The sequence below is a fragment of the Paracoccus sediminilitoris genome, assembly GCF_003259195.1.
Taxonomy (GTDB): domain Bacteria; phylum Pseudomonadota; class Alphaproteobacteria; order Rhodobacterales; family Rhodobacteraceae; genus Paracoccus; species Paracoccus sediminilitoris.
The window spans coordinates 59,120-78,481 of the sequence record NZ_QJPK01000012.1; the positions used below are offsets into that span (position 1 = coordinate 59,120).

A 19,362-nucleotide genomic window follows, 5' to 3' on the forward strand; every position below is an offset into this window, starting at 1 on the left:
AAAGGGACGCGGGTTTTTTCATGCCGCGTCGGCGGCAGACTTGCGCTTGGTATAGTTCAGGACCGGGGCCAGCCAACGCTCGACCTCCTCCAGCGACATGCCCTTGCGGGCAGCATAGTCGCGGGCTTGGTCTTCCTCGATCTTGGCGACGCCGAAGTAATAGCTGTCGGGATGGGCGATATAAAGCCCCGAGACCGACGATCCCGGCCACATCGCCATGCTTTCGGTCAGCGTGACACCCGTCGCAGCTTCCGCGTCCAGAAGCTTGAAAAGTGTCAGTTTTTCCGTATGGTCCGGTTGCGCGGGATAGCCCGGTGCCGGACGGATGCCTGCATAGGGTTCCGCGATCAGTTCGGCGGGTTCGAACGTCTCGTCCGCGCCATATCCCCAGTATTGCTTGCGGACGCGTTCATGCAGCATCTCGGCCATGGCCTCGGCGATGCGGTCGGCCAGCGCCTTGACCATGATCGAGGAGTAATCGTCGCCCGCCTTTTCATAGTCGGCGGCGATGGCGGCTTCTTCGGGGCCGGCGGTTACGACAAAGCCGCCGACATGATCGGCATCCGTCGGGGACACGAAATCGGAAAGGGCGACATTCGGGCGGCCATTGCGCTTGGTCACCTGCTGGCGCAGCATGTGCAGCGTGGCTAGTTCCTGTTGGCGATCATCGCCCGTGAACAGGCGGATGTCATCGCCCACGGCATTGGCGGGCCAGAAGCCCACGACGGCGCGCGGCTTGAACCATTTGCCCTCGATGATGCGGGCCAGCATCTCCTGGGCTTCGGCGAACAGGGTGCGTGCCGCCTCGCCCTGTTTTTCGTCCTCCAAGATGCGCGGATAGACGCCCTTCAGCTCCCATGTCTGGAAGAAAGGCGTCCAGTCGATATAGCGGGCGATCTGTGCCAGATCCCAGTCATCGATGATGCGCGTGCCGGTGAATTGCGGCGCGACGGGCTGATAGGCCGACCAGTCGATCTGCAACGCATTGGCGCGGGCGGTGGCCAGGGGCAGGCGGCTTTTGGCGGCCTCGGCGCGTTCGTGGCGTTCGGCCACGTCGGCATATTCCTTGCGGATCCCCTCGACATAGGCACCCTTGCGTTCGGGGCTAAGAAGGTCCGAGACCACGCCGACCGCGCGGCTGGCATCGGTGACATAGACCGCCTGACCCGCGACATAGCGCGGCGATACCTTGACCGCCGTGTGGATCTTCGAGGTCGTCGCCCCCCCGATCAGCAACGGAACGTTAAAGCCTTCGCGCTGCATTTCGGCGGCCACATGGACCATTTCGTCAAGGCTGGGCGTGATCAGCCCCGACAGGCCGATCGCGTCGACATTCTCGGCCCGCGCGACCTCCAGGATCTTCTGCGCAGGAACCATGACGCCAAGGTCGATCACCTCGTAATTGTTGCAGGCCAGAACGACGCCGACGATGTTCTTGCCGATGTCGTGCACGTCGCCCTTGACGGTCGCCATCAGGATCTTGCCGGCGGTTTGGCGTTCGGTGCCACCGTTCAGCCGTTTCTCCTCCTCCATATAGGGCAGAAGGACGGCGACGGCCTGCTTCATCACGCGGGCCGATTTGACCACCTGCGGCAAGAACATCTTGCCCGCGCCGAAGAGGTCGCCCACCACGTTCATGCCCGCCATCAGCGGCCCTTCGATGACATGCAGCGGCCGTTCGGCCTGCAGGCGCGCTTCTTCGGTATCGGCATCGACATATTCGGTGATGCCGTTGACCAGCGCATGCTCCAGACGCTTTTCGATGGACCATTCGCGCCAGCTCAGGTCCTTTTCGCGACCCTTGGCCCCGGCCTCGCCGCGATAGCGTTCGGCGACCTCCAGCAGGCGGTCGGTGGCATCGTCGCGGCGGTTCAGGACGACATCCTCGCAGGCTTCGCGCAGGTCGGGGTCGATCTGGTCATAGACCGCCAGTTGTCCCGCATTGACGATGCCCATGTCCATGCCCGCCTGAATGGCGTGATAGAGGAACACGGCATGCATCGCCTCGCGCACGGGTTCGTTGCCGCGGAAGCTGAAGGACAGGTTCGACACGCCGCCCGACACATGCGCATGGGGCAGGTTCTGGCGGATCCAGCGGGTGGCTTCGATGAAATCGACGCCGTAATTGTTGTGCTCCTCGATGCCCGTTGCCACGGCAAAGACGTTCGGGTCGAAGATGATATCCTCGGGCGGGAAGCCGACCTCATCGACCAAAATCCGGTATGCGCGCTCGCAGATCTGGATCTTGCGCGCCGCCGTGTCGGCCTGGCCCTGTTCGTCGAAGGCCATGACCACGACGGCCGCGCCATAGGCCAGGCACAGGCCCGCGTGATGGCGGAACTGGTCCTCGCCTTCCTTCATGCTGATCGAATTGACGATCGGCTTGCCCTGAACGCATTGCAGACCCGCCTCGATCACCTCCCATTTGGAGCTGTCGATCATGACCGGCACTCGGGCGATGTCGGGTTCGGCGGCCAGCAGGTTCAGGTATTCGACCATGGCGGCCTTTGAATCGATCAGGCCTTCATCCATGTTGATGTCGATGATCTGGGCGCCGTTTTCGACCTGATCGCGCGCGACCTCCAGGGCGGTGGCATAGTCGCGGTTCTTGACCAGCTTGCGGAAACGCGCGCTGCCCGTGACGTTCGTGCGCTCACCCACGTTCACGAAGGGAATGTCGGGGGTCAGGACAAAGGGTTCCAGGCCGGACAGGCGAAGCATGCGATCAGACATAGGCGGGCACCTTTCTGGGGGCGAAACCGGCGACGGTTTCGGCGATGGCGCGGATATGGTCGGGCGTCGTGCCGCAGCAGCCGCCGACCACGTTGACCAGCCCCTCGCGGGCGAAATCGGCGATCTGGGGGGCCATGTCGTCGGGGTCTTCGTCATATTGCCCAAAGGCATTGGGCAGGCCCGCATTGGGATAGGCGCAGATCAGCGTGTCGGCCACGCCGGACAGTTCGGCCAGATGCGGACGCATGGCATTGGCGCCAAGCGCGCAGTTCAGCCCCACGGTCCAGGGCCGCGCATGGCGGACCGAATGCCAGAGGGCCGTCGGCGTCTGGCCCGACAGCGTGCGACCCGACGCATCGGTGATGGTCCCCGAGATCATCAGGGGCAGGGCGCGGCCATGCTCCTCCATCGCCTGGATGCAGGCAAAGATGGCGGCCTTGGCGTTCAGGGTGTCGAAGATCGTCTCGATCAGCAAGATGTCGGACCCGCCCGCGATCAACCCGCGGACCTGCTGCAGATAGGCGACGCGCAGGTCGTCGAAGGTCACGGCGCGGAAACCGGGGTCGTTCACGTCCGGGCTGATCGAGGCCGTGCGGTTCGTCGGCCCGATCGCGCCCGCCACGAAACGCGGGCGTCCGTCAATGGCCGTCGCCCGGTCCAGCGCCCGGCGCACGACGCGGGCGCCTTCGACGTTCAGGTCGTGGACGGCCTCCTGCAGACCGTAGTCGGCTTGGGCGATGGTGGTGGCGGAAAACGTGTTGGTTTCAACAATGTCGGCGCCGGCCATCGCATAGTTGAAATGGATCTCCTCGACCGCCTCGGGCTGGGTCAGGATCAGCAGGTCGTTGTTGCCCTGCTGGGGGTGGTCCGAATGGTGGCGGCAGACATGGCCCGACCCGCGGCCGGTATAGTCATCCTCGGCCAGCCCGAGGGACTGGATCTGGGTGCCCATCGCGCCATCCATGATCAGGATGCGTTCGGACGCGGCCTTGTTCAGGACCGCGAAGGCATCGGATTGGAGAAGCTTGCCGGACATGATCGCGCCTTTCATCAGAAGTCTGTTCTATAGACGCCCGATGCCATGTCAGCAAATTCATAGTTTTCGACAAGATAATGAATTCGGCTCAAGTCGTTTCGGCAGCGGGCGAACCCGCTGCCGAATGATAGGTGATCAGAAACCGGCCTTGATCTTTTCGAACTCGGCCAGCTGCTTCTGGCGCTGTTCGGGGTCGTTCGGGGTCTGGGCCAAGACGGGGACGTCGACCTCGGCCAGGCCCTCGGCCACGGCAGGTTCATCCTTGATGGTCTCCATCGCCTCGGTCGAGGTGTGGCCATAGCCGATGGTGTCCATCAGCGCCTTGCCTGCCGACGGCTCCAGCCAGGCGTTAATGAAGTCATAGGCGCGCTCCTCGTCTCCGGGGCCGTCCTTGACGTTCACAAAGCCGCAGAAGAAGGTCGACGACCCTTCCTTTGCTTCCCGCTGGAAGCCGACAGGATAGTTGTCTTCCTGAAGATAGACGACGCCGTCATTCCACGACCACGCCACATCGACCGCGCCCGATGCCATCAGCTGCGCCTGTTCGGACGGATCGGCCCAATAGGCGGCGACGTTCTGATGCGCCTTGCGCAGCCATTCCGCGGCGGCGGCGAACTGTTCGTCGGTCACATCCGTCCAGTCGGTGGTGCCCGTCGCCAGATAGGCCAGCGCCCAGACATCGTCCGAGCTGTCGGGCAGCGAGGTGCGGCCCTGGTATTTGGGGTTGGTGAAGACCTCCAGCGTCGAGACGTCCTCGGCCGGGACCGTTTCGCTGTTATAGGCGATGGCGGTCGCGCCCCAGTCGGTCGGGATGAACCAGACGCCCTGATCGTCGCGGAACACCTCGGAATCCAGGAAGCGTTCGTCGATCATGTCGAAATTCGGGATCTTGGCGGTGTCCCAGGGCTCGATCAGGCCGGCATCGCGATATTTGCTGACCATCTGGCTGCAGGGATGGACGACATCGGCCCGAAACCCCGAGGCGACCTTCTGGAACGCCTCGTCGTCGTCGCCATAGAAGGCGAAGGTGGGGCTGTCGCCATGCTTGTCGACATAGCCCTGGAAAATCGAGGGTTCTTCGAAGCCGGCCCAGTCAAAGACGGTCAGCTGGGGATCCGCGGCATAGGCGGGAAGGGCGGCCGCGGCCAGGATGGTGGTGGTCAGCAAGCGCATGAAAACTGGCCTTTCGGTTCATCGGTTATGCAGGAACGCTAGCCGTCGCCCCCCGCCCGCGCAAGCGTTTCGCGCAAGGCGGGGGGCTTGGTGGTCAGCGCATGCGCAATGCGCCATCCAGACGGATGACCTCGCCGTTCATGTATTCGCTTTCGACGATGAAGGCGGCCATGCGGGCGTATTCGTCGGGATCGCCAAGGCGCTTGGGGAAGGTCACCTCGGCGGCCAGGCTGTCCTGCACGTCCTGGGGCAGTCCCTTCAGCATCGGCGTGCCGAAGATGCCAGGCGCGATGGCGCAGACGCGGATGCGCTGGCCCGCCAGGTCGCGCGCCAGGGGCAAGGTCATGCCCGCGATCCCCGCCTTGGACGCTGCATAGGCCGCCTGACCCTTCTGTCCGTCGAAGGCCGCGATCGAGGCGGTATTCACGATCACCCCGTTTTCAGACCGGTCGTTCAGGGCCATGCGTTCTGCGGCCAGGCGCAGGACGTTGAAGCTGCCGATCAGGTTGATCTCGACCGTGCGGCGAAAGTTGGACAGGCGGTGGGGGCCGTCGCGGCCAAGGGTCTTTTCGCCCGTGGCGATACCCGCGCAGTTCACGCAGATGTCGATGCCGCCCATCAGCCCGACCGCATGGTCCAGCGCGGCCGTAACGCTTGCCTCATCCGTCACGTCGGTCTGCGCAAAGCCCGCGCCCATGGCCGTGGCCGCGGCTTCGCCTGCATGGTCCAGATCCAGCACGGTTACCTGCGCGCCCATCTTGCGGAAATGCGCGGCGGTGGCGGCGCCCAGGCCGGATGCGCCGCCCGTGACGATGGCGCGGCTGTTCGACAGGTCCATGATATCCTCCCAGATGATCCCTGGGCGGGGTTCTGGCATGCGGCCCGTCAAAGGCCAAGAGGCTCAGTCGCGCAGCAGGTCCGGCCCACCCGCAATCTGCGGATCGATCTGACCGATGGCCTCGGGGTCCTTGCCGGCGTAATCGACCGCATTCAGGATGGCCTGGATCGCCGCGACCCGCGCGCGCCGCTTGTCGTCGGACCGGATCACCGTCCAGGGCGCGATGGGCGAATGCGACAGGTTCAGCGTGTCGCGGATGGCGGTGGTATAGTCATCCCATTTCGCCAAGCCCTGCACGTCGATCCCGCTCAGCTTCCACTGCTTCAGCGGGTCTTTTTCGCGGTCCAGGAACCGGCGCAGCTGTTCGGCGCGGCCGACGTTCAGCCACAGCTTGACCAGGATTACGCCGTCATCGACCAGCATCTGTTCGAAACTTGGCAGCTGGCGGAAGAAGGCGTTGCGCTGCCGATCGGTGGAAAAGCCGAAGACCCGTTCGACGACGCCGCGATTGTACCAGCTGCGGTCGAACAGTGTCATTTCGCCCGCAGCGGGCAGGTGGGACACATAGCGTTGGAAATACCACTGGCCTGCCTCGCGTTGGGAGGGCTTGGGCAGGGCCACGATATAGGTGGATCGCGGGTTCAGGTTTTCGCGCACGCGTTCGATGGTGCCGCCCTTGCCCGCCGCATCGCGCCCCTCGAACAGGACGACGATGCGCTTGCCGGTGGCGATGGTGTCATGGACCATGCGGATCAGCTGCAGTTGCAGCTTTTCCATCCGGTCCTCGTACTCGCCCTTGTCCATCATGTCGCGATAGGGAAAATCCTGGTCCATGATGTCGTTCGCGCCGGCATCCCCGATCTGCTTGCGGATCGATTTGGGGGCCTTGCCTTCCAGATAGGCGGTGATCTGACCGACATAGGGCAGTTGCGTGTCCGCCATGCTCATTCCTCTCCGATACGCGAGATGTCATACATCGTCGTCTGATAGATCTCGTTGATCCAGTTACCGTAGAGCAGATGCGCGTGGCTGCGCCAGCGGTTCAGCGGTATCCGCGCGGGATCGTCCTGCGGGTAATAGTTGGCGGGAACGGTGACGGGCTTGCCGGCCTGCATGTCGCGGTCGAATTCATCCTTCAACGTCGTGCTGTCATATTCGAAATGGTTGAAGACATAGAGCCCGCGCCGCTTGGCGTCCGACAGAAGGCAAGGCCCCACCTCGGGGCTGGCCAGCAGGGTGGTCAGGTCGGGGCGGGCATCGACGTCTTCCTGCCGCACCTCGGTCCAGCGGCTGACGGGGACCAGCACCTCGTCGGCAAAGCCGCGCAGGTAATGCGACGACGGCTCCAGGTTCTGATGGGCGAAACAGCCGAAGGCCTTCGCCGGCAGGATATGCTTGGGCAGGCCGTGAAAATACCACGCCATCGCCATGCCGCCCCAGCAGACGCCGAAGGTCGAATGCACATGGGTCCGCGTCCAGTCGAAGACGCGGGTCAGTTCGTCCCAATAGCTGACCTGGTCGAAGGGCAGATGTTCGATGGGCGCGCCGGTGATGATCAGCCCGTCGAATTTCTCGCCCGAGGCCTCGACCTCGCGGAAGGGGCGATAGAAGCTCTCCATGTGGTCGGCGGCGGTGTTGCGGCTTTCGTGGTCCGACATGCGGATCAGCTGGAAATCGATCTGCAGGGGCGTCGCGCCGACGACGCGGGCGAACTGGTTCTCGGTCTGGATCTTCTTCGGCATCAGGTTCAAAAGCCCGATGCGCAGCGGACGGATGTCCTGGGTCGCTGCCCGCCCCGGAGACATCACCATCACCCCTTCCTCGGACAGGATGCGATAGGCGGGAAGGTTCTCGTTCAGGGTGATGGGCATGTCAGGCGTCCTTGCGTGAAATGGCCGTGGCGATCAGGTCTTGGAAATCGTCCGGCGTACGGATCTGCGCCACCTCCTCGGCCAGGATGGTGACGCCGCGCCGCGCCATCGCCTCGTATCGGGGCTGGCGATGGGCCAGTGCGCGGGCATAGGTCCAACGGATGAAATCGTCGGGATTGACCTGCTCCTCCTCCAGCCCTTTTTCGACGCGATAGGCGATCCAGGCCTTTTCCAGGAATTGCGGCTGGTAATACATCGGTTTGGGCGCTCGGTCGAAACGGCGCACCAGTTCGGCGGTATGGGCATCACTGCCCTTGATCCAGACCATCAGGAAATCGCGCGTCAGGGCATTCATGACCGGGTCCTGCGGATCGTCGGGGTCCACCACCTCGCAGATCGATCCGCCGGTGTCGCAGATAAAATGCGGCGTGCCATAGATGTCCTGCGCGCGATCCAGGAAATGGCGCGTGTCCAGAAGGGATGCGATCTCGGCGCGGCGGTGCTGGTTCTGGCGGCGGCAGTAATCCTCGAAGGGCAGGCCGCCGCGGCTGGGGCTGCCGGGCTTGCCCAGATAAGTGGACAGCGGCGCCAGATTGTCGAAGGTGATGTTGCTGGAGATGTGGACGCTGTCCGACATCAGCAATTCGCGCAGGAAGGGGACCTTCATCGCCTCGCGCTTGAAGTTGTCGGCGATGTATTCGCCCATGTAGCGGGTGCCGATGCGGTAATCGACGGAATAGTGGAACCAGTCATCCGTCTCGCGCAGCATCGAGGCCAGATAGGTCTTGCCCAGGCCCGACATCCCGAACAGCACGATCCGTTTCGATGCGGCCGTCCGCCAAGCCTCTGCACTGCGATAGATCATCTGCCGTCCCTTGGTTGCGCAAGGCCCTAGCTAAACCGGGCATGGACGAAGGGAAAGACCCGGGAGTTCCGCAGGCGTGAAAAACGGCCCCCTCCTCTCGGAAGGGGCCGTGATGGTCAGGCATGACGGATCAGAAGCTGTAGCCGACGCGGACGCCGACGCCGAACAGGTCGTTGTCCTCCATCTGCGCGCGCGGCTCGTTGAGGGGGCCGGTTTCGGGCCTTGCGTCACCCAGTTTGGAATAGTTGATCCCGGTCGAGATCTTCATCGGCCCTTGGGTATAGACGGCGGCCAGGGTGATGCCCTTGCGGCCATTCGTCGGTGCCAGCGGCGAGACCAGATCGTCTCCCGCCTTTTCATAGACGAAGGCAGCCGAACCCGACCAGCTTTCGGTGAACTTGCGCCCCACGCCCAGGGTATAGGTCGTGGTATCCTCCAGATCTACAAGTCCGCCGCGGGCCAAGGCTGTGAAGACGGCAGGATCGACGCGAAATTCACTCCAGTTGACCCAGCGGACAGAACCGAAGACCAGCGTGTCCTGTGCGACACCCGTCTGGAATTCAAGGTTCCAGCTTTCGGGCGTATCGACGGTGGTGGTCGATGCGTCGGCAGCAAGCGGCTGCGGCGGGATCGGCCCGACGCCATCGGGGTCCAGCGTTTCGATGGTATCGAACTTGTGCTCGATCTTGGAGTTGTAGGTCAAAGACACCCGCGCGGCGATTTCCGGCTTCTCCCAGGCTGCACCTGCAACCCAGCCAATGCCGGTATCGCTGTCCAGATCGACATTATAGCCCGAGAGACCGCCATAGGCCAAACCGTTCAACGACACCTTCCCATCGGCGCGCGATCCGCGGATACCGCCATGGACCGAGAAGTTGTTCGGCATCTTGTAGCGGCCAAGCGCGGTGAAGGTGGTGCTGTCGACCTTGGCCCTCGTGCCTCCCAAGACGGGCGAACCGCCATCCGTGGCCGGCTGATAGAGGATGTCGGCGCCGAAGGGCTGTTCGACGATGATCGCGCCCGAAAACTCCGGCGTGAACTGGTGCTTGTAGGCCATGCCCACGAAACCATAGCCCTGCGCCACGTCGCCCGTTTCAAAACCGGCAACATCGGTCCCCTCGACCGTGGGGTCGACGCCGCCGAAGCTCAGTTCAACATAATTGCCCTCTTCGAACAGCGCGTTCAGTGATTGCGGTGCACGTTCGATCCCGCCGGCGACCAGCTGGGACGCGCTCAGCATCAAAATGCCAATGCCCGTAAATGCGGTTTTCATAATTTCCTCCCCTTGAGGGCGCGCAAGCCCGAATCGACATTACGACAGCATGGTTGCGAATCAATTGACGGGTCCACTTGACGTGACGTTCGCGTCATCCGTCGCGATGCAGTGGTGGCAGTTCGGCAACGCAGATTGATGCGTCTTCGGGCTGGACAAAGCGGTCTGCCCGTGAAAGTGGAAACTGCCAAACGAAATTGCCGCAAGGACACCCCCATGCAGATTCGTGAGGCTCTCACATTCGACGACGTTCTTCTGGTTCCGGCCGCCTCGACGGTGATGCCGTCGACCGCTGACGTGACCACGAATGTCACCCGGTCCATCAGGATGAACATTCCGCTTCTGTCCTCGGCCATGGATACGGTCACGGAAAGCCGGATGGCCATCGCCATGGCACAATCGGGCGGCATGGGCGTGATCCACCGCAACCTGACCACCGAACAGCAGGCGGGCGAAGTCAGCCGCGTCAAGCGGTTCGAATCCGGCATCGTCTATAACCCGATCACCCTGACGCCCGACCAGACGCTGGCCGACGCCAAGGCATTCCAGGATCGCTATAACGTCACTGGTTTTCCGGTGGTGGATGAAAAGGGCCGGGTCGTCGGCATTGTCACCAACCGCGACATGCGCTTTGCCAACGATGCCCGCACCCCCGTCCGCGCCATGATGAGCGATCAGAACTTGGCCATCCTGCGCGAACCGGCCGACCGCGCCGAGGCGATCAGCCTGATGAAGGCGCGCCGCATCGAAAAGCTGCTGATCACGGACGCCGAAGGCAAGCTGACGGGCCTGCTAACGCTGAAGGACACCGAGAAGGCTGTGCTGAACCCCTTGGCCTGCAAGGATGAGATGGGCCGCCTGCGCGTCGCCGCTGCATCCACCGTCGGCGATGAGGGCTTCGAGCGCAGCATGGCGCTGATCGAGGCGGGCGTGGACATGGTCGTCATCGACACCGCGCATGGCCATTCCGCAGGCGTCGCCCGTGCGGTCGAACGCCTGAAGGCCGTTGCGGGCGACGTCCAGATCGTCGCGGGCAACGTTGCCACCGCCGAGGCCGTCCGCGCCTTGATCGGTTCGGGCGCCGACGCCATCAAGGTGGGCATCGGGCCGGGCAGCATCTGCACCACCCGCATCGTGGCGGGCGTGGGCGTGCCGCAGCTGACGGCGATCATGGATACCGCGTCGGCTGCGGGCGACATCCCGATCATCGCGGATGGCGGGATCAAGTTCTCGGGCGATTTCGCCAAGGCGATCGCGGCGGGCGCAAGCTGCGCCATGGTCGGCAGCGCCATCGCGGGCACCGATGAAAGCCCCGGAGAAGTGATCCTGTACCAGGGCCGCAGCTTCAAGTCCTATCGCGGCATGGGCAGCCTGGGCGCCATGGCGCGCGGTTCGGCCGACCGCTATTTCCAGAAGGATGCGGCCAGCGACAAGCTGGTCCCGGAAGGGATCGAAGGTCAGGTCCCCTACAAGGGTCCGGCGGGCAACGTCATCCACCAACTGGTCGGTGGCCTGCGGGCGGCCATGGGCTATACCGGCTGCGCCACCGTTCCCGAAATGCGCAAGAATTGCGAATTCGTGCGCATTACCGGGGCGGGCCTGAAGGAAAGCCACGTCCACGACGTCCAGATCACGCGTGAATCGCCCAATTACCGCGCTGGCTGATCGGTTTTTCCGCCCCCGGTGACGGCGCATGCCACCACCGGGGGCGGGTTTCCTTGACAAGCCCACATGCCCTGCCTAAAGCCCCCCTTCCTTTACTGACAGGGTGTGGTCATGGCACAAGCGATCGGCATTGATTTCGGGACTTCGAATTCGGCCGCGGCCTATCTGGTCGATGGCAGGCCGCGGATGATCCCGATGGGCCCCGGCCAGATGACGATGCCGACCACCTTTTTCTTCGACCAGGAAACCCGCCGCACGCTGATCGGCGAACCTGCCAACCAGGCCCTGCTGGACGGGGTCGAGGGCCGCTTCATGCGCGCGCTGAAACGCGTGCTGGGCACCAGCCTGATGCATGAAAAGCGTCAGATCCTGCATGAGCGCGTGACCTTCGTCGATATCATCGGCCGCTTCCTGAATCAGATCAAGACACGCGCCGAGGCCGAGACCGGCCTGACCTTCGATCGCGTCCTGTCTGGCCGTCCCGTGGTCTTTCACGGCCAGGACGACCCGCGCGAGGCGCAGGCCGAACAAGATCTGCGCGCCTGCTATCTGGCGGCGGGTTTCACTTATGTGGATTTCATGCCCGAACCCCAAGCGGCAGCCATTGCCAGCGGGGCGCTGGACCAGTCGGGGGGTATCGGTCTGATCGTGGACGTGGGGGGCGGGACGTCGGATTTCTCGCTGTTCCGGTCGGGGACGGACGGGGTTGAGATCCTGGCCAATCACGGCGTGCGGATTGGCGGCACCGATTTCGACCGCGCCATCAACATCGACCGGGTCATGCCGCTGCTGGGCAAGGGAACGGTCTTGCGCAAGGTCATGGGCGATGGCACCTCGCCTACACCGAACGCGATCTATAACGACCTTGCGACATGGGAAAAGATCCCCTTCGTCTATACCCCCCAAAACACCCGCATGGTCGCCGAGATGGTCCGCTTGGCGGAGGAGCCTGAAAAGCTGTCCCGCCTTGCCACCGTGCTGGAGGGTGAGCTGGGCCACGACCTGGCCTTTGCGACCGAACGGGGCAAGATCGCGGCGAATGGCGGTCAGGATGAACCGCGTATCATGCTGGACATGATCCAGCGCGGCTTGTCGGCCCCCCTGACGCCGCAGGATCTGAACGACAGCCTGTCGCGTCATGGCGATCAGTTGTCCGAAGGCGCGCATGTGACGCTGGGCATGGCGGGGTTGCGGGCGGATCAGGTGGGTCAGGTCATCTATGTCGGCGGGTCCAGCCTGATGACGATGGTGTCGGACCGGATGCGGGCGTTGTTTCCAGACGCGCAGCATACCTTTTCCGAGGTCTTCACCGCCGTCGCCGACGGGCTGGCAATTGCGGCGAACCGCGGCTGAGCGCCGCGGCCCGCCTGTCTTTCGTCAGGCGGCGGTGACGCGCCAGATGATGTCGCCCACGTCATCGGCCATCAGCAGCGACTTGCCGTCGGGACCGATGGTCACGCCAACGGGGCGGCCATAGGCGACCTTTTCGTCATCCGACAAGAAGCCCCACAGGATGTCGCGCGGCGCGCCGCTGGGTTTGCCATCCTTGAACGGCACGAAGATCAGCTTGTACCCACTGAGCGTAGATCGGTTCCACGATCCGTGCTGGCCGATAACCATGCCGTCGGGGAAGCCGGGCAGGGTGCCCTCGGGCATCCAGCAAAGGCCCAGGGATGCCGTATGACCGCCAAGCGCGTAATCGGGGGTGATGGCCGACGCGACCTTGGCGGCATCCTGTGGCACGCGGTCATCAACCGTCTGCCCCCAATAGCAATAGGGCCAGCCATAGAAGCCATCGCGCCGGACCGAGGTCAGGTAGTCGGGCGGCGTTTCATCCCCCAGCCCGTCGCGTTCGTTGACCACCGTCCACAGTTCGCCCGTCACAGGTTCCCACGCCATCCCCACGGCATTGCGCAGGCCCGAGGCAAAGATGCGTGCTTCTTCGGTGGCGACATCCAGTTCCCAGATGGCGGCGCGGCCTTCCTCGGCCTCCATCCCCTTATCGCCGATATTGCTGAGCGATCCGACGCCCGCATAGATGCGCGTCCCGTCGGGTGACACCAGCAGGCTGCGCGTCCAATGCCCCGAGGGCTTGAAATCGACCAGCTTGCGCCCCGGTCCGGTCAGGCTGGTATCGCCGTCACGATAGTCGAAGGCGACGATCCCGTCGGTATTGCCGACATAGAAGGTGTCACCCACCAGGGCCATGCCGAAGGGCTGGTTCTGGTTTTCGACGAAGGTCTTGTGGATTTCGGCCACGCCGTCGCCATCGGCATCGCGCCACAGGCTGATGCGGTTGGCGCTGATGCCGATAGCGCGGGCGCGCCGCATCGTGGCCTGGGCCGCCATGTCGAACAGGGTCTTGGCCGGGCTGGGCTGTTCCTTGGATTCCGCCACCAGGACGTCGCCATTCGGCAGCACCTCGATCCAGCGGGGATGGTCCAGGCCCGATGCGAATGCGTTGACCTTCAGCCCCGGCGCGGCCGCGGGAACATGACCTGCACCCCATCCTTGCGCGGTCGGCATCTTCAGCGTCATGATCCCCTGCTTGCGGGCCTCGGGGATCTGCGGCGTGCTGCCCATCGCCTGGGTGCGCGGCGCCCCGAAGCGGCGCAGTGCGACCATCGTGCCGCCGACAATGGCCGTCGCGCGTGCCATGAATTCCATGCTGTTCCCCCAAATTGCATTTCGCGCAGTCTAGCGCCGGTTGCCGCGGCGTCAAATGGCACCGCCAGGGCGCGACATCATGTGGCAATCCACGGCGCATCTGTTCGGTCAGCGACATGAATGGCGCACCGGTTAGAGCGAGGCGCTAATGCCCCCATCGACAAAAAGGGTCGTGCCGTTGACGAAGGAGGACGCATCCGACGACAGGAAGATGGCCGCACCGACCAGTTCCTCGACCTTGCCCCAGCGACCGGCCGGGGTGCGCCGGGCCAGCCAGGCGCTGAATTCCGGATCATCGACCAAGGCCTGGTTCAACGGCGTCTCGAAATAGCCGGGCGCCAGCCCGTTGCACTGCAGGCCGTGGCGTGCCCAATCGGTGGCCATGCCCTTGGTCAGGTTCGCGACAGCCCCCTTGGTGGCGGTATAGGGCGCGATGCCCGGACGCGCCAAGGCCGTCTGGACCGAACAGATATTCACGATCTTGCCCATGCCCCGCGCGATCATGTGCCGCGCGACCGCTTGGCCGACATGGAAGACCGAAGCGATGTTCGTCTGCAACAAACGTTCGAAGGCCTCCGCGGGGAAATCCTCCAGCGGGCTGCGATGTTGCATGCCGGCATTATTGATCAGGATGTCGATGGTGCCTGTCTCGGCCTCGAAACGATCGACGGCGCTGCGAACGGCCCTATGGTCGGTCACGTCGAAGGGCAGTTCATGGACGACGGCGCCCCCGTCGCGCAGGGCGGTCGTCGCCTTGGCCAACCTGTCCGGGCCGCGACCGTTCAGCACGATTTCAGCGCCCGCATCGGCCAGCCCACGGGCCAGGGCAAGGCCGATCCCCTGCGACGATCCGGTGATCAGCGCCCGTTTCCCCGTCAGGTCAAACAGATGGATGCTCATGCCGTCTCCTTTCCGCTGCGGGGCTGTGTCGCTGTCCGACAGGGATGGGCGATGAAAGTCCGCGACGCAAGGCATCATCCGGGCCCCGAACCGCAACCGCCGAAAACCATCAGCGTTTCACTTGCTTTTCCCGACAGTTTTATCAGGAGATGGGAAAGGCCTGTTCCACCAGCATCCCGGAGTTTCCATCTGCCTTCTGACAATCATCGCCATTTTCGTTCTGACCGCCTGGGCTACCCATGCCGTCGAAGAGGCTTAAATGCCGACGACCTATGTCGATATTGCGGCGGCCTCCTATGGCGACAGCCTGACCAGCGCGCGGCAGCTGCAGCAGGGGGTCCAGACGCTGGTGAATGACCCGTCGGCAGATACCATGCAATAGACGAATGGCGTCGCCGGCTATCACGCGATCAAGTTCCTGCTGTGGGCGCAGGATCTGGGATCCTATGGCACGACGGCGGCCCAGCACATGCCGCTGGGCCTGATGCTGAACAACCCCGAGGAAGAGCATTCCTGCTTTTACGACAACACCAATAACATCCATTTCTATGGCGCGCTGGGCGTGCATAACAGCTATGAAGGCACCTATACCGGCATCGACGGCAGCGTGACGACGGGGGCGTCCTTGCGGGAACTGGTCGCCGAAAAGGACGGGGACGTGGCCGACGCGCTGTCGAAGTCGCTGGACCGCACGCAGTTCCAGATGGTACGTCTGAAGACCGCCGCCGAGGCCGGGATGCGCTATGACATGATGCCGGACCCCGGCAACGAGGCCAGTGGCCAGCTGATCCAGGATGCGATCGACAGATGCGGATCGGAAAGTCTGGACGATCCCAAGGCCGTATTCCAGTTGGACGGCGATGCAGATGGCCCGGCATCACAACATGCCGAGCAGACCGGGGGTTTCGACCATGATCAGCCACAGAGCCCGTTGGGGCGTCATCGCCACCTGCCTGGTGCTTATGCTGTCCGGCACGGCCTTGGCCCAAGTGTCCGATCCGCATCTGTCGATCGAACCCCGCACCAGGGCCGAGGCGGCGCGTATAGCGGCGGTGACGGAGCCCGCCACCGATTTCACCGCGCCCCCTTCGAGGCCAACCAAGGCGGCGCGGGCCTTCAGCATGCCGCAGAAGAACCTGACCTTTTAGCAGCACGCGGTTCAACATCGGAAACGGATTGTTCGAATGCATCTGGGTGACCCCGCCCGTATCAACCATTGCCTCTGATGGGCTGCGGCCGCTTTTCAACACGCGCGCCTGCCAGGATTGCGACGTCAAGGATGGTTGCAGTCATTGCCCCCCCCCGGGTCTGACGACGATGCGGGCAGCCTGGTGGTCCGGCTGGGCATTCCAAAGGATGCCGGGCCGGCGGATATCAAGGCGCTGCGCAATTATCTCTCGACCAAGGGCGATCCGATCTATGGGCACCAGCCCTCGGACCCGTCGGTGGCGGGCATCCCCCCGAAGGCCGCGTGCGGGTTCGCTGGCGCGATGCCGACAGCTTCGATCTGCCGAGCGGAGAAAAGGTCACCCTGCGCTGCCCCGACTGGTCCCGGCAGGATCTGGGTTACGGCTCGATGGACCCCGCCACCCGCTTCAGCGCGGGCGTTGCGCCCAGATGATCGAACTGGCCAGGTCGAGGCCATTCCCGCCAGCAATATCATCGCCCTTTCCGACTCAAGAGACGCCGATGGCGACGGGATCAGCGGCCGCGCCAACATCGTTTGGTCGCCCGAATACGATCAGCCGATGCTGGACCGTTTTGGCACGCGCGCCAGCACGCCGACGCTGTGCCAGCAGGCCGCCGACGCCTTTAACAACGGTACCGGCATCGCATTGCCACTGCACCCGCAGCCTTGGGGCGACTGCACGCCGGGCCAGACTGCTTTTCGGGCCGCGCCCGATGGTCTCAGCGCCGAACAGAACAGGCTGGAGCTGGCGGGCGACAGCTTGGACCTGATGACCTTCTACAGCCGCAACTTGGCGGTGGCTGCGCGCAGACGTGGGAGAAGCGCAGGTGCTGCGCGGCAAGCAGATCTTCCACCAGACGGGCTACATATCCTGCCACCACCCTTCCTTCGTGACCCACCGCCTGACCGATCGTTTGGTACAGGGCTTTCAGCTGATCCTGCCCTATTCTGATTTCCTGGTCGGTGAGATGGGGCCGAGGCTGGCCGATCAGCTGCCGGCGGGGCAGGCATCGGGGGCCGAATGGCGGACAACGCCCCTGTGGGGATCGGAATGACCCCGCAGGTCTCCGGCCATGACACCTATCTGCATGACGGGCGCGCCCGTTCCCTGATCGAAGCCATCCCGTGGCGTCATGGCGAGGCGCGCGGAACCCGCAACGGCTTTGTCGACGTGTCCGCCGAAGACCGTGCCGCCCTGTTCGCATTCCTCGAGTCCCTGTGATGATCCGCACCCTTGCCCTGATCTGCATGACCGCCCCGGCGCTTGCCACCGCCGCCCATGCCGATGCGGCCGACAACCTGGCGGAAACCGATTGCGACCCGCCCGCGCTGCGGCGGGTCTTTGCCGGGGTGGTGCAGGCCTTGGGCGGGGATCTCGCGTCTTGAGATGGGTCCGATCCAGGATCAGGGGCGGTCGCGCGCGGTGCTGTTCTGGCGCGACGACCGTGATGCCACCGCGCGCGGGCTGCGCCTGCTGAAGGCGCAGGGACCCGATGCGCTGACACCGCAGGTGATGGCCAAGGCCTCGGTTGCGGCACGGGGGCTGGGCGCGCTGGAGCGCCAGATGTGCGACGCAGATGCCCAGCCCTGCGAACTGACCCTGGCCTTGGCCTTGGCCGACGACCTGGCAGCCACTGCCGATCAAATCAGGGATGGCTGGCACGACGATTTCGCCGATCAGATGGGCTATCCGGAGCAGGCGGGCAAGACCCGCTTTCTGTCCGGGGCCGAGGTCGACCAAGCGTTGTTCACCGCGCTGATGGCCGGGTTGAAGCATCTGGCCGATCAGCGCCTTGGCTGGCCCTTGGGAACCTTCGATGAACCACAATCCCTGCGCGCCAAACTGCGCCAGATGGCGGCGGCCTTGGGACCCGATCCGATGACCGATGCCGCCATGGCGCGGGCGCAGGTGGCGATGGCGGGCGATCCGGCATTGGCCGATCTGGACGACCCTTCGGCCCGCTTCCGCATCGAGGCGATCCAGACCAGCATCCGCGCGGCCATCACCCATGCCCAAGGCGAATTGGGCGATACGCTTGGAATCCGTGCGGGCTTCAACGCGGCGGATGTCGACTGATGTGCAACCGTCGCGGATTCCTAGCCGGCATCGCGGCCACGGGCGCGATGATCTCCGGTGCCAGCTGGGCCAATCTGGGTAACCCCGCCTTTCTGGCCGCGGCCAGAGACGCCAGGGGACGCTTTACACTATGCGAATTGACGGCCAAGGCGCAGATCGCCTTTCGAGTCGATCTGCCCGATCGCGGCCATCCCGCTGCCCGTCCGACGCGGGCCGAGGCCGAGGCCGTGGCCTTTGCCCGTTCTCCCGGAACCTTTGAGCTGGTCATGGAGTGCGCTGTCGAGCGGGTCGTTCAGCGTATGCAAGTGCCACAGGGGTGGCATTTCTATGGCTACGGCGCTTATCTGCAAGATGGCGAGGTGCTGGTCACCACCGAAAACGACCATGCCACCGGCGCGGCCGCTCTGGGCATCTGGGACGCGCGCTGCAACTACGCCCGGATTGTAGAGATCCCCACCTGCGGCATCGGCTCGCATGAGGTGATCCGCCTTCCGGGAACCCAGACCGAGCTGGTCGCCAATTGCCGCATCCGCATCCATCCCGACAGCGACCGCGACCGCGACAAGCTGAACCTAGACAACATGCATCCCAGCCTGGTCTGTATCGACGACGGGCACATCACCCAATCCGTCACATTGGCGCCTGAACTGGCGCAGGCCTCCATCCACCATATCTCGGCCCGCAGCGACGCGACCGTGGTGGCTGCCCTGCGATCGGAGGGGGACCCGGAACAGGTCATGCCGCTGCTGAAGCTGCGCTAGCTGGGGGCAGGCGCCGAGCCTGCGCATTGTGGGCGATGCTGATCAGCCGGCGTTACAGGGACGTGAGGTTTCAGTGTCGTTTTCGGGCGACGGGAGACAGGTGGCGATCATGGGGCTGTTCGCCAGTGCGGCGCATGTCTTCGACCCTAATGCCGAAGACGGGCCGACGATCATGCGACGCATGGATGTCTGCGGCGTCGTGCGGGCGGCGGGTTGGCCTTTACCGACGGCATGAGCGGCGTGATCTCTCCCGGCCATGCGGCGGTGCTTGATCTGGCATGGGACAACCATCTGACCAGTCTCAGACGCAAGCG

At 64.1% G+C, this 19,362-nt stretch carries 19 protein-coding genes and 1 pseudogene; 10 read left to right on the forward strand and 10 right to left on the reverse strand.

Annotated features, from left to right (window positions below):
* Positions 1 to 18: 18 nt before the first annotated feature.
* The 8 genes from metH to DKT70_RS11575 form a co-directional block, all read right to left on the reverse strand.
* Positions 19 to 2,733: a methionine synthase gene (gene metH, locus DKT70_RS11540; RefSeq protein WP_111559279.1), complete on the reverse strand. Its 2,715-nt coding sequence runs from the start codon at positions 2,731 to 2,733 to the stop codon at positions 19 to 21.
* Positions 2,726 to 3,769 carry a homocysteine S-methyltransferase family protein gene (locus DKT70_RS11545; protein WP_199559576.1) on the reverse strand — a complete coding sequence of 348 codons (1,044 nt, stop codon included), beginning with the start codon at positions 3,767 to 3,769 and terminating at the stop codon, positions 2,726 to 2,728. The genes metH and DKT70_RS11545 overlap by 8 nt, the downstream gene beginning before the upstream one ends.
* 135 nt (positions 3,770 to 3,904) lie before the next feature.
* Positions 3,905 to 4,942 (reverse strand): ABC transporter substrate-binding protein, encoded by a 1,038-nt coding sequence (locus tag DKT70_RS11550; protein WP_111559281.1) that lies wholly within the window; start codon positions 4,940 to 4,942, stop codon positions 3,905 to 3,907.
* 94 nt (positions 4,943 to 5,036) lie between these two features.
* Positions 5,037 to 5,780, reverse strand: coding sequence for an SDR family oxidoreductase (locus DKT70_RS11555; protein ID WP_111559282.1), 744 nt, complete (start codon positions 5,778 to 5,780; stop codon positions 5,037 to 5,039).
* 63 nt (positions 5,781 to 5,843) lie between these two features.
* Positions 5,844 to 6,722, reverse strand: a complete 879-nt coding sequence (gene ppk2 / locus DKT70_RS11560) for a polyphosphate kinase 2 (RefSeq protein ID WP_199559577.1) — start codon at positions 6,720 to 6,722, stop codon at positions 5,844 to 5,846.
* Positions 6,723 to 6,724: 2 nt separating this feature from the next.
* Positions 6,725 to 7,651, reverse strand: a complete 927-nt coding sequence (locus tag DKT70_RS11565; protein ID WP_111559284.1) for a homoserine O-succinyltransferase — start codon at positions 7,649 to 7,651, stop codon at positions 6,725 to 6,727.
* Between the two features lies 1 nt (position 7,652).
* Positions 7,653 to 8,516 carry an ATPase gene (locus DKT70_RS11570; RefSeq protein WP_111559285.1) on the reverse strand — a complete coding sequence of 288 codons (864 nt, stop codon included), beginning with the start codon at positions 8,514 to 8,516 and terminating at the stop codon, positions 7,653 to 7,655.
* Between the two features lie 130 nt (positions 8,517 to 8,646).
* The gene (locus tag DKT70_RS11575) at positions 8,647 to 9,789 is read right to left on the reverse strand and encodes an OmpP1/FadL family transporter (RefSeq protein ID WP_111559286.1); all 1,143 of its coding nucleotides are present in this window, start codon (positions 9,787 to 9,789) and stop codon (positions 8,647 to 8,649) included.
* Between the two features lie 216 nt (positions 9,790 to 10,005).
* On the opposite strand from DKT70_RS11575, the gene guaB reads away from it, so the two are divergent.
* Positions 10,006 to 11,454 (forward strand): IMP dehydrogenase, encoded by a 1,449-nt coding sequence (guaB, locus tag DKT70_RS11580; protein ID WP_111559287.1) that lies wholly within the window; start codon positions 10,006 to 10,008, stop codon positions 11,452 to 11,454.
* A 111-nt stretch (positions 11,455 to 11,565) separates the two neighbouring features.
* Entirely contained in the window at positions 11,566 to 12,807 is a 1,242-nt protein-coding gene (locus tag DKT70_RS11585; RefSeq protein ID WP_111559288.1) for an Hsp70 family protein, read from the forward strand.
* A gap of 24 nt (positions 12,808 to 12,831) precedes the next feature.
* Here DKT70_RS11585 and DKT70_RS11590 read toward each other — a convergent pair whose 3' ends face one another.
* Both DKT70_RS11590 and DKT70_RS11595 read right to left on the reverse strand, forming a co-directional pair.
* The gene (locus DKT70_RS11590) at positions 12,832 to 14,121 is read right to left on the reverse strand and encodes a PQQ-dependent sugar dehydrogenase (RefSeq protein ID WP_111559289.1); all 1,290 of its coding nucleotides are present in this window, start codon (positions 14,119 to 14,121) and stop codon (positions 12,832 to 12,834) included.
* A 132-nt stretch (positions 14,122 to 14,253) separates the two neighbouring features.
* Complete coding sequence (locus tag DKT70_RS11595) at positions 14,254 to 15,021, reverse strand: SDR family oxidoreductase (RefSeq protein WP_111559290.1); 768 nt, start codon at positions 15,019 to 15,021, stop codon at positions 14,254 to 14,256.
* Positions 15,022 to 15,280: 259 nt separating this feature from the next.
* Here DKT70_RS11595 and DKT70_RS18650 point away from each other — a divergent pair, with 259 nt between their 5' ends.
* The 8 genes and pseudogenes from DKT70_RS18650 to DKT70_RS18655 all read left to right on the forward strand — a co-directional run bounded on the left by DKT70_RS18650 (position 15,281) and on the right by DKT70_RS18655 (position 19,283).
* The gene (locus DKT70_RS18650; protein ID WP_267895651.1) at positions 15,281 to 15,403 is read left to right on the forward strand and encodes a hypothetical protein; all 123 of its coding nucleotides are present in this window, start codon (positions 15,281 to 15,283) and stop codon (positions 15,401 to 15,403) included.
* Between the two features lie 54 nt (positions 15,404 to 15,457).
* Positions 15,458 to 16,219, forward strand: a complete 762-nt coding sequence (locus DKT70_RS18730) for an imelysin family protein (protein WP_325048040.1) — start codon at positions 15,458 to 15,460, stop codon at positions 16,217 to 16,219.
* A gap of 273 nt (positions 16,220 to 16,492) precedes the next feature.
* Positions 16,493 to 16,642 carry a hypothetical protein gene (locus tag DKT70_RS18735; protein ID WP_325048039.1) on the forward strand — a complete coding sequence of 50 codons (150 nt, stop codon included), beginning with the start codon at positions 16,493 to 16,495 and terminating at the stop codon, positions 16,640 to 16,642.
* Positions 16,629 to 17,432: pseudogene (locus tag DKT70_RS18740) on the forward strand (di-heme oxidoredictase family protein). Before DKT70_RS18735 ends, DKT70_RS18740 begins: the two are co-directional and overlap by 14 nt.
* Complete coding sequence (locus tag DKT70_RS18040) at positions 17,432 to 17,596, forward strand: hypothetical protein (RefSeq protein ID WP_158530025.1); 165 nt, start codon at positions 17,432 to 17,434, stop codon at positions 17,594 to 17,596. The pseudogene DKT70_RS18740 and the gene DKT70_RS18040 overlap by 1 nt, the downstream one beginning before the upstream one ends.
* Before the next feature lies 1 nt (position 17,597).
* Positions 17,598 to 18,287, forward strand: a complete 690-nt coding sequence (locus DKT70_RS11610; RefSeq protein ID WP_158530027.1) for an imelysin family protein — start codon at positions 17,598 to 17,600, stop codon at positions 18,285 to 18,287.
* On the forward strand, positions 18,287 to 19,048 hold the full coding sequence (locus tag DKT70_RS11615) for a DUF1513 domain-containing protein (protein WP_111559292.1): 762 nt from the start codon (positions 18,287 to 18,289) through the stop codon (positions 19,046 to 19,048). Before DKT70_RS11610 ends, DKT70_RS11615 begins: the two co-directional genes overlap by 1 nt.
* 109 nt (positions 19,049 to 19,157) lie before the next feature.
* Positions 19,158 to 19,283: a hypothetical protein gene (locus tag DKT70_RS18655; protein WP_267895652.1), complete on the forward strand. Its 126-nt coding sequence runs from the start codon at positions 19,158 to 19,160 to the stop codon at positions 19,281 to 19,283.
* The last annotated feature ends 79 nt before the right edge of the window (positions 19,284 to 19,362 follow it).

What these genes read in the sequence shown, in the direction of transcription:
- DKT70_RS11570 (WP_111559285.1), bottom strand. Translation starts at nt 8,516, where the DNA reads ATGATCTATCGCAGTGCAGAGGCTTGGCGGACGGCCGCATCGAAACGG.
- DKT70_RS11575 (WP_111559286.1), bottom strand. Translation starts at nt 9,789, where the DNA reads ATGAAAACCGCATTTACGGGCATTGGCATTTTGATGCTGAGCGCGTCC.
- DKT70_RS18040 (WP_158530025.1), top strand. Translation starts at nt 17,432, where the DNA reads ATGATCCGCACCCTTGCCCTGATCTGCATGACCGCCCCGGCGCTTGCC.
- DKT70_RS11545 (WP_199559576.1), bottom strand. Translation starts at nt 3,769, where the DNA reads ATGTCCGGCAAGCTTCTCCAATCCGATGCCTTCGCGGTCCTGAACAAG.
- metH (WP_111559279.1), bottom strand. Translation starts at nt 2,733, where the DNA reads ATGTCTGATCGCATGCTTCGCCTGTCCGGCCTGGAACCCTTTGTCCTG.
- DKT70_RS11610 (WP_158530027.1), top strand. Translation starts at nt 17,598, where the DNA reads ATGGGTCCGATCCAGGATCAGGGGCGGTCGCGCGCGGTGCTGTTCTGG.
- DKT70_RS11565 (WP_111559284.1), bottom strand. Translation starts at nt 7,651, where the DNA reads ATGCCCATCACCCTGAACGAGAACCTTCCCGCCTATCGCATCCTGTCC.
- DKT70_RS11615 (WP_111559292.1), top strand. Translation starts at nt 18,287, where the DNA reads ATGTGCAACCGTCGCGGATTCCTAGCCGGCATCGCGGCCACGGGCGCG.
- DKT70_RS11595 (WP_111559290.1), bottom strand. Translation starts at nt 15,021, where the DNA reads ATGAGCATCCATCTGTTTGACCTGACGGGGAAACGGGCGCTGATCACC.
- DKT70_RS11550 (WP_111559281.1), bottom strand. Translation starts at nt 4,942, where the DNA reads ATGCGCTTGCTGACCACCACCATCCTGGCCGCGGCCGCCCTTCCCGCC.
- DKT70_RS18650 (WP_267895651.1), top strand. Translation starts at nt 15,281, where the DNA reads ATGCCGACGACCTATGTCGATATTGCGGCGGCCTCCTATGGCGACAGC.
- ppk2 (WP_199559577.1), bottom strand. Translation starts at nt 6,722, where the DNA reads ATGGCGGACACGCAACTGCCCTATGTCGGTCAGATCACCGCCTATCTG.
- DKT70_RS18655 (WP_267895652.1), top strand. Translation starts at nt 19,158, where the DNA reads ATGGGGCTGTTCGCCAGTGCGGCGCATGTCTTCGACCCTAATGCCGAA.
- DKT70_RS11590 (WP_111559289.1), bottom strand. Translation starts at nt 14,121, where the DNA reads ATGGAATTCATGGCACGCGCGACGGCCATTGTCGGCGGCACGATGGTC.
- guaB (WP_111559287.1), top strand. Translation starts at nt 10,006, where the DNA reads ATGCAGATTCGTGAGGCTCTCACATTCGACGACGTTCTTCTGGTTCCG.
- DKT70_RS11585 (WP_111559288.1), top strand. Translation starts at nt 11,566, where the DNA reads ATGGCACAAGCGATCGGCATTGATTTCGGGACTTCGAATTCGGCCGCG.
- DKT70_RS11555 (WP_111559282.1), bottom strand. Translation starts at nt 5,780, where the DNA reads ATGGACCTGTCGAACAGCCGCGCCATCGTCACGGGCGGCGCATCCGGC.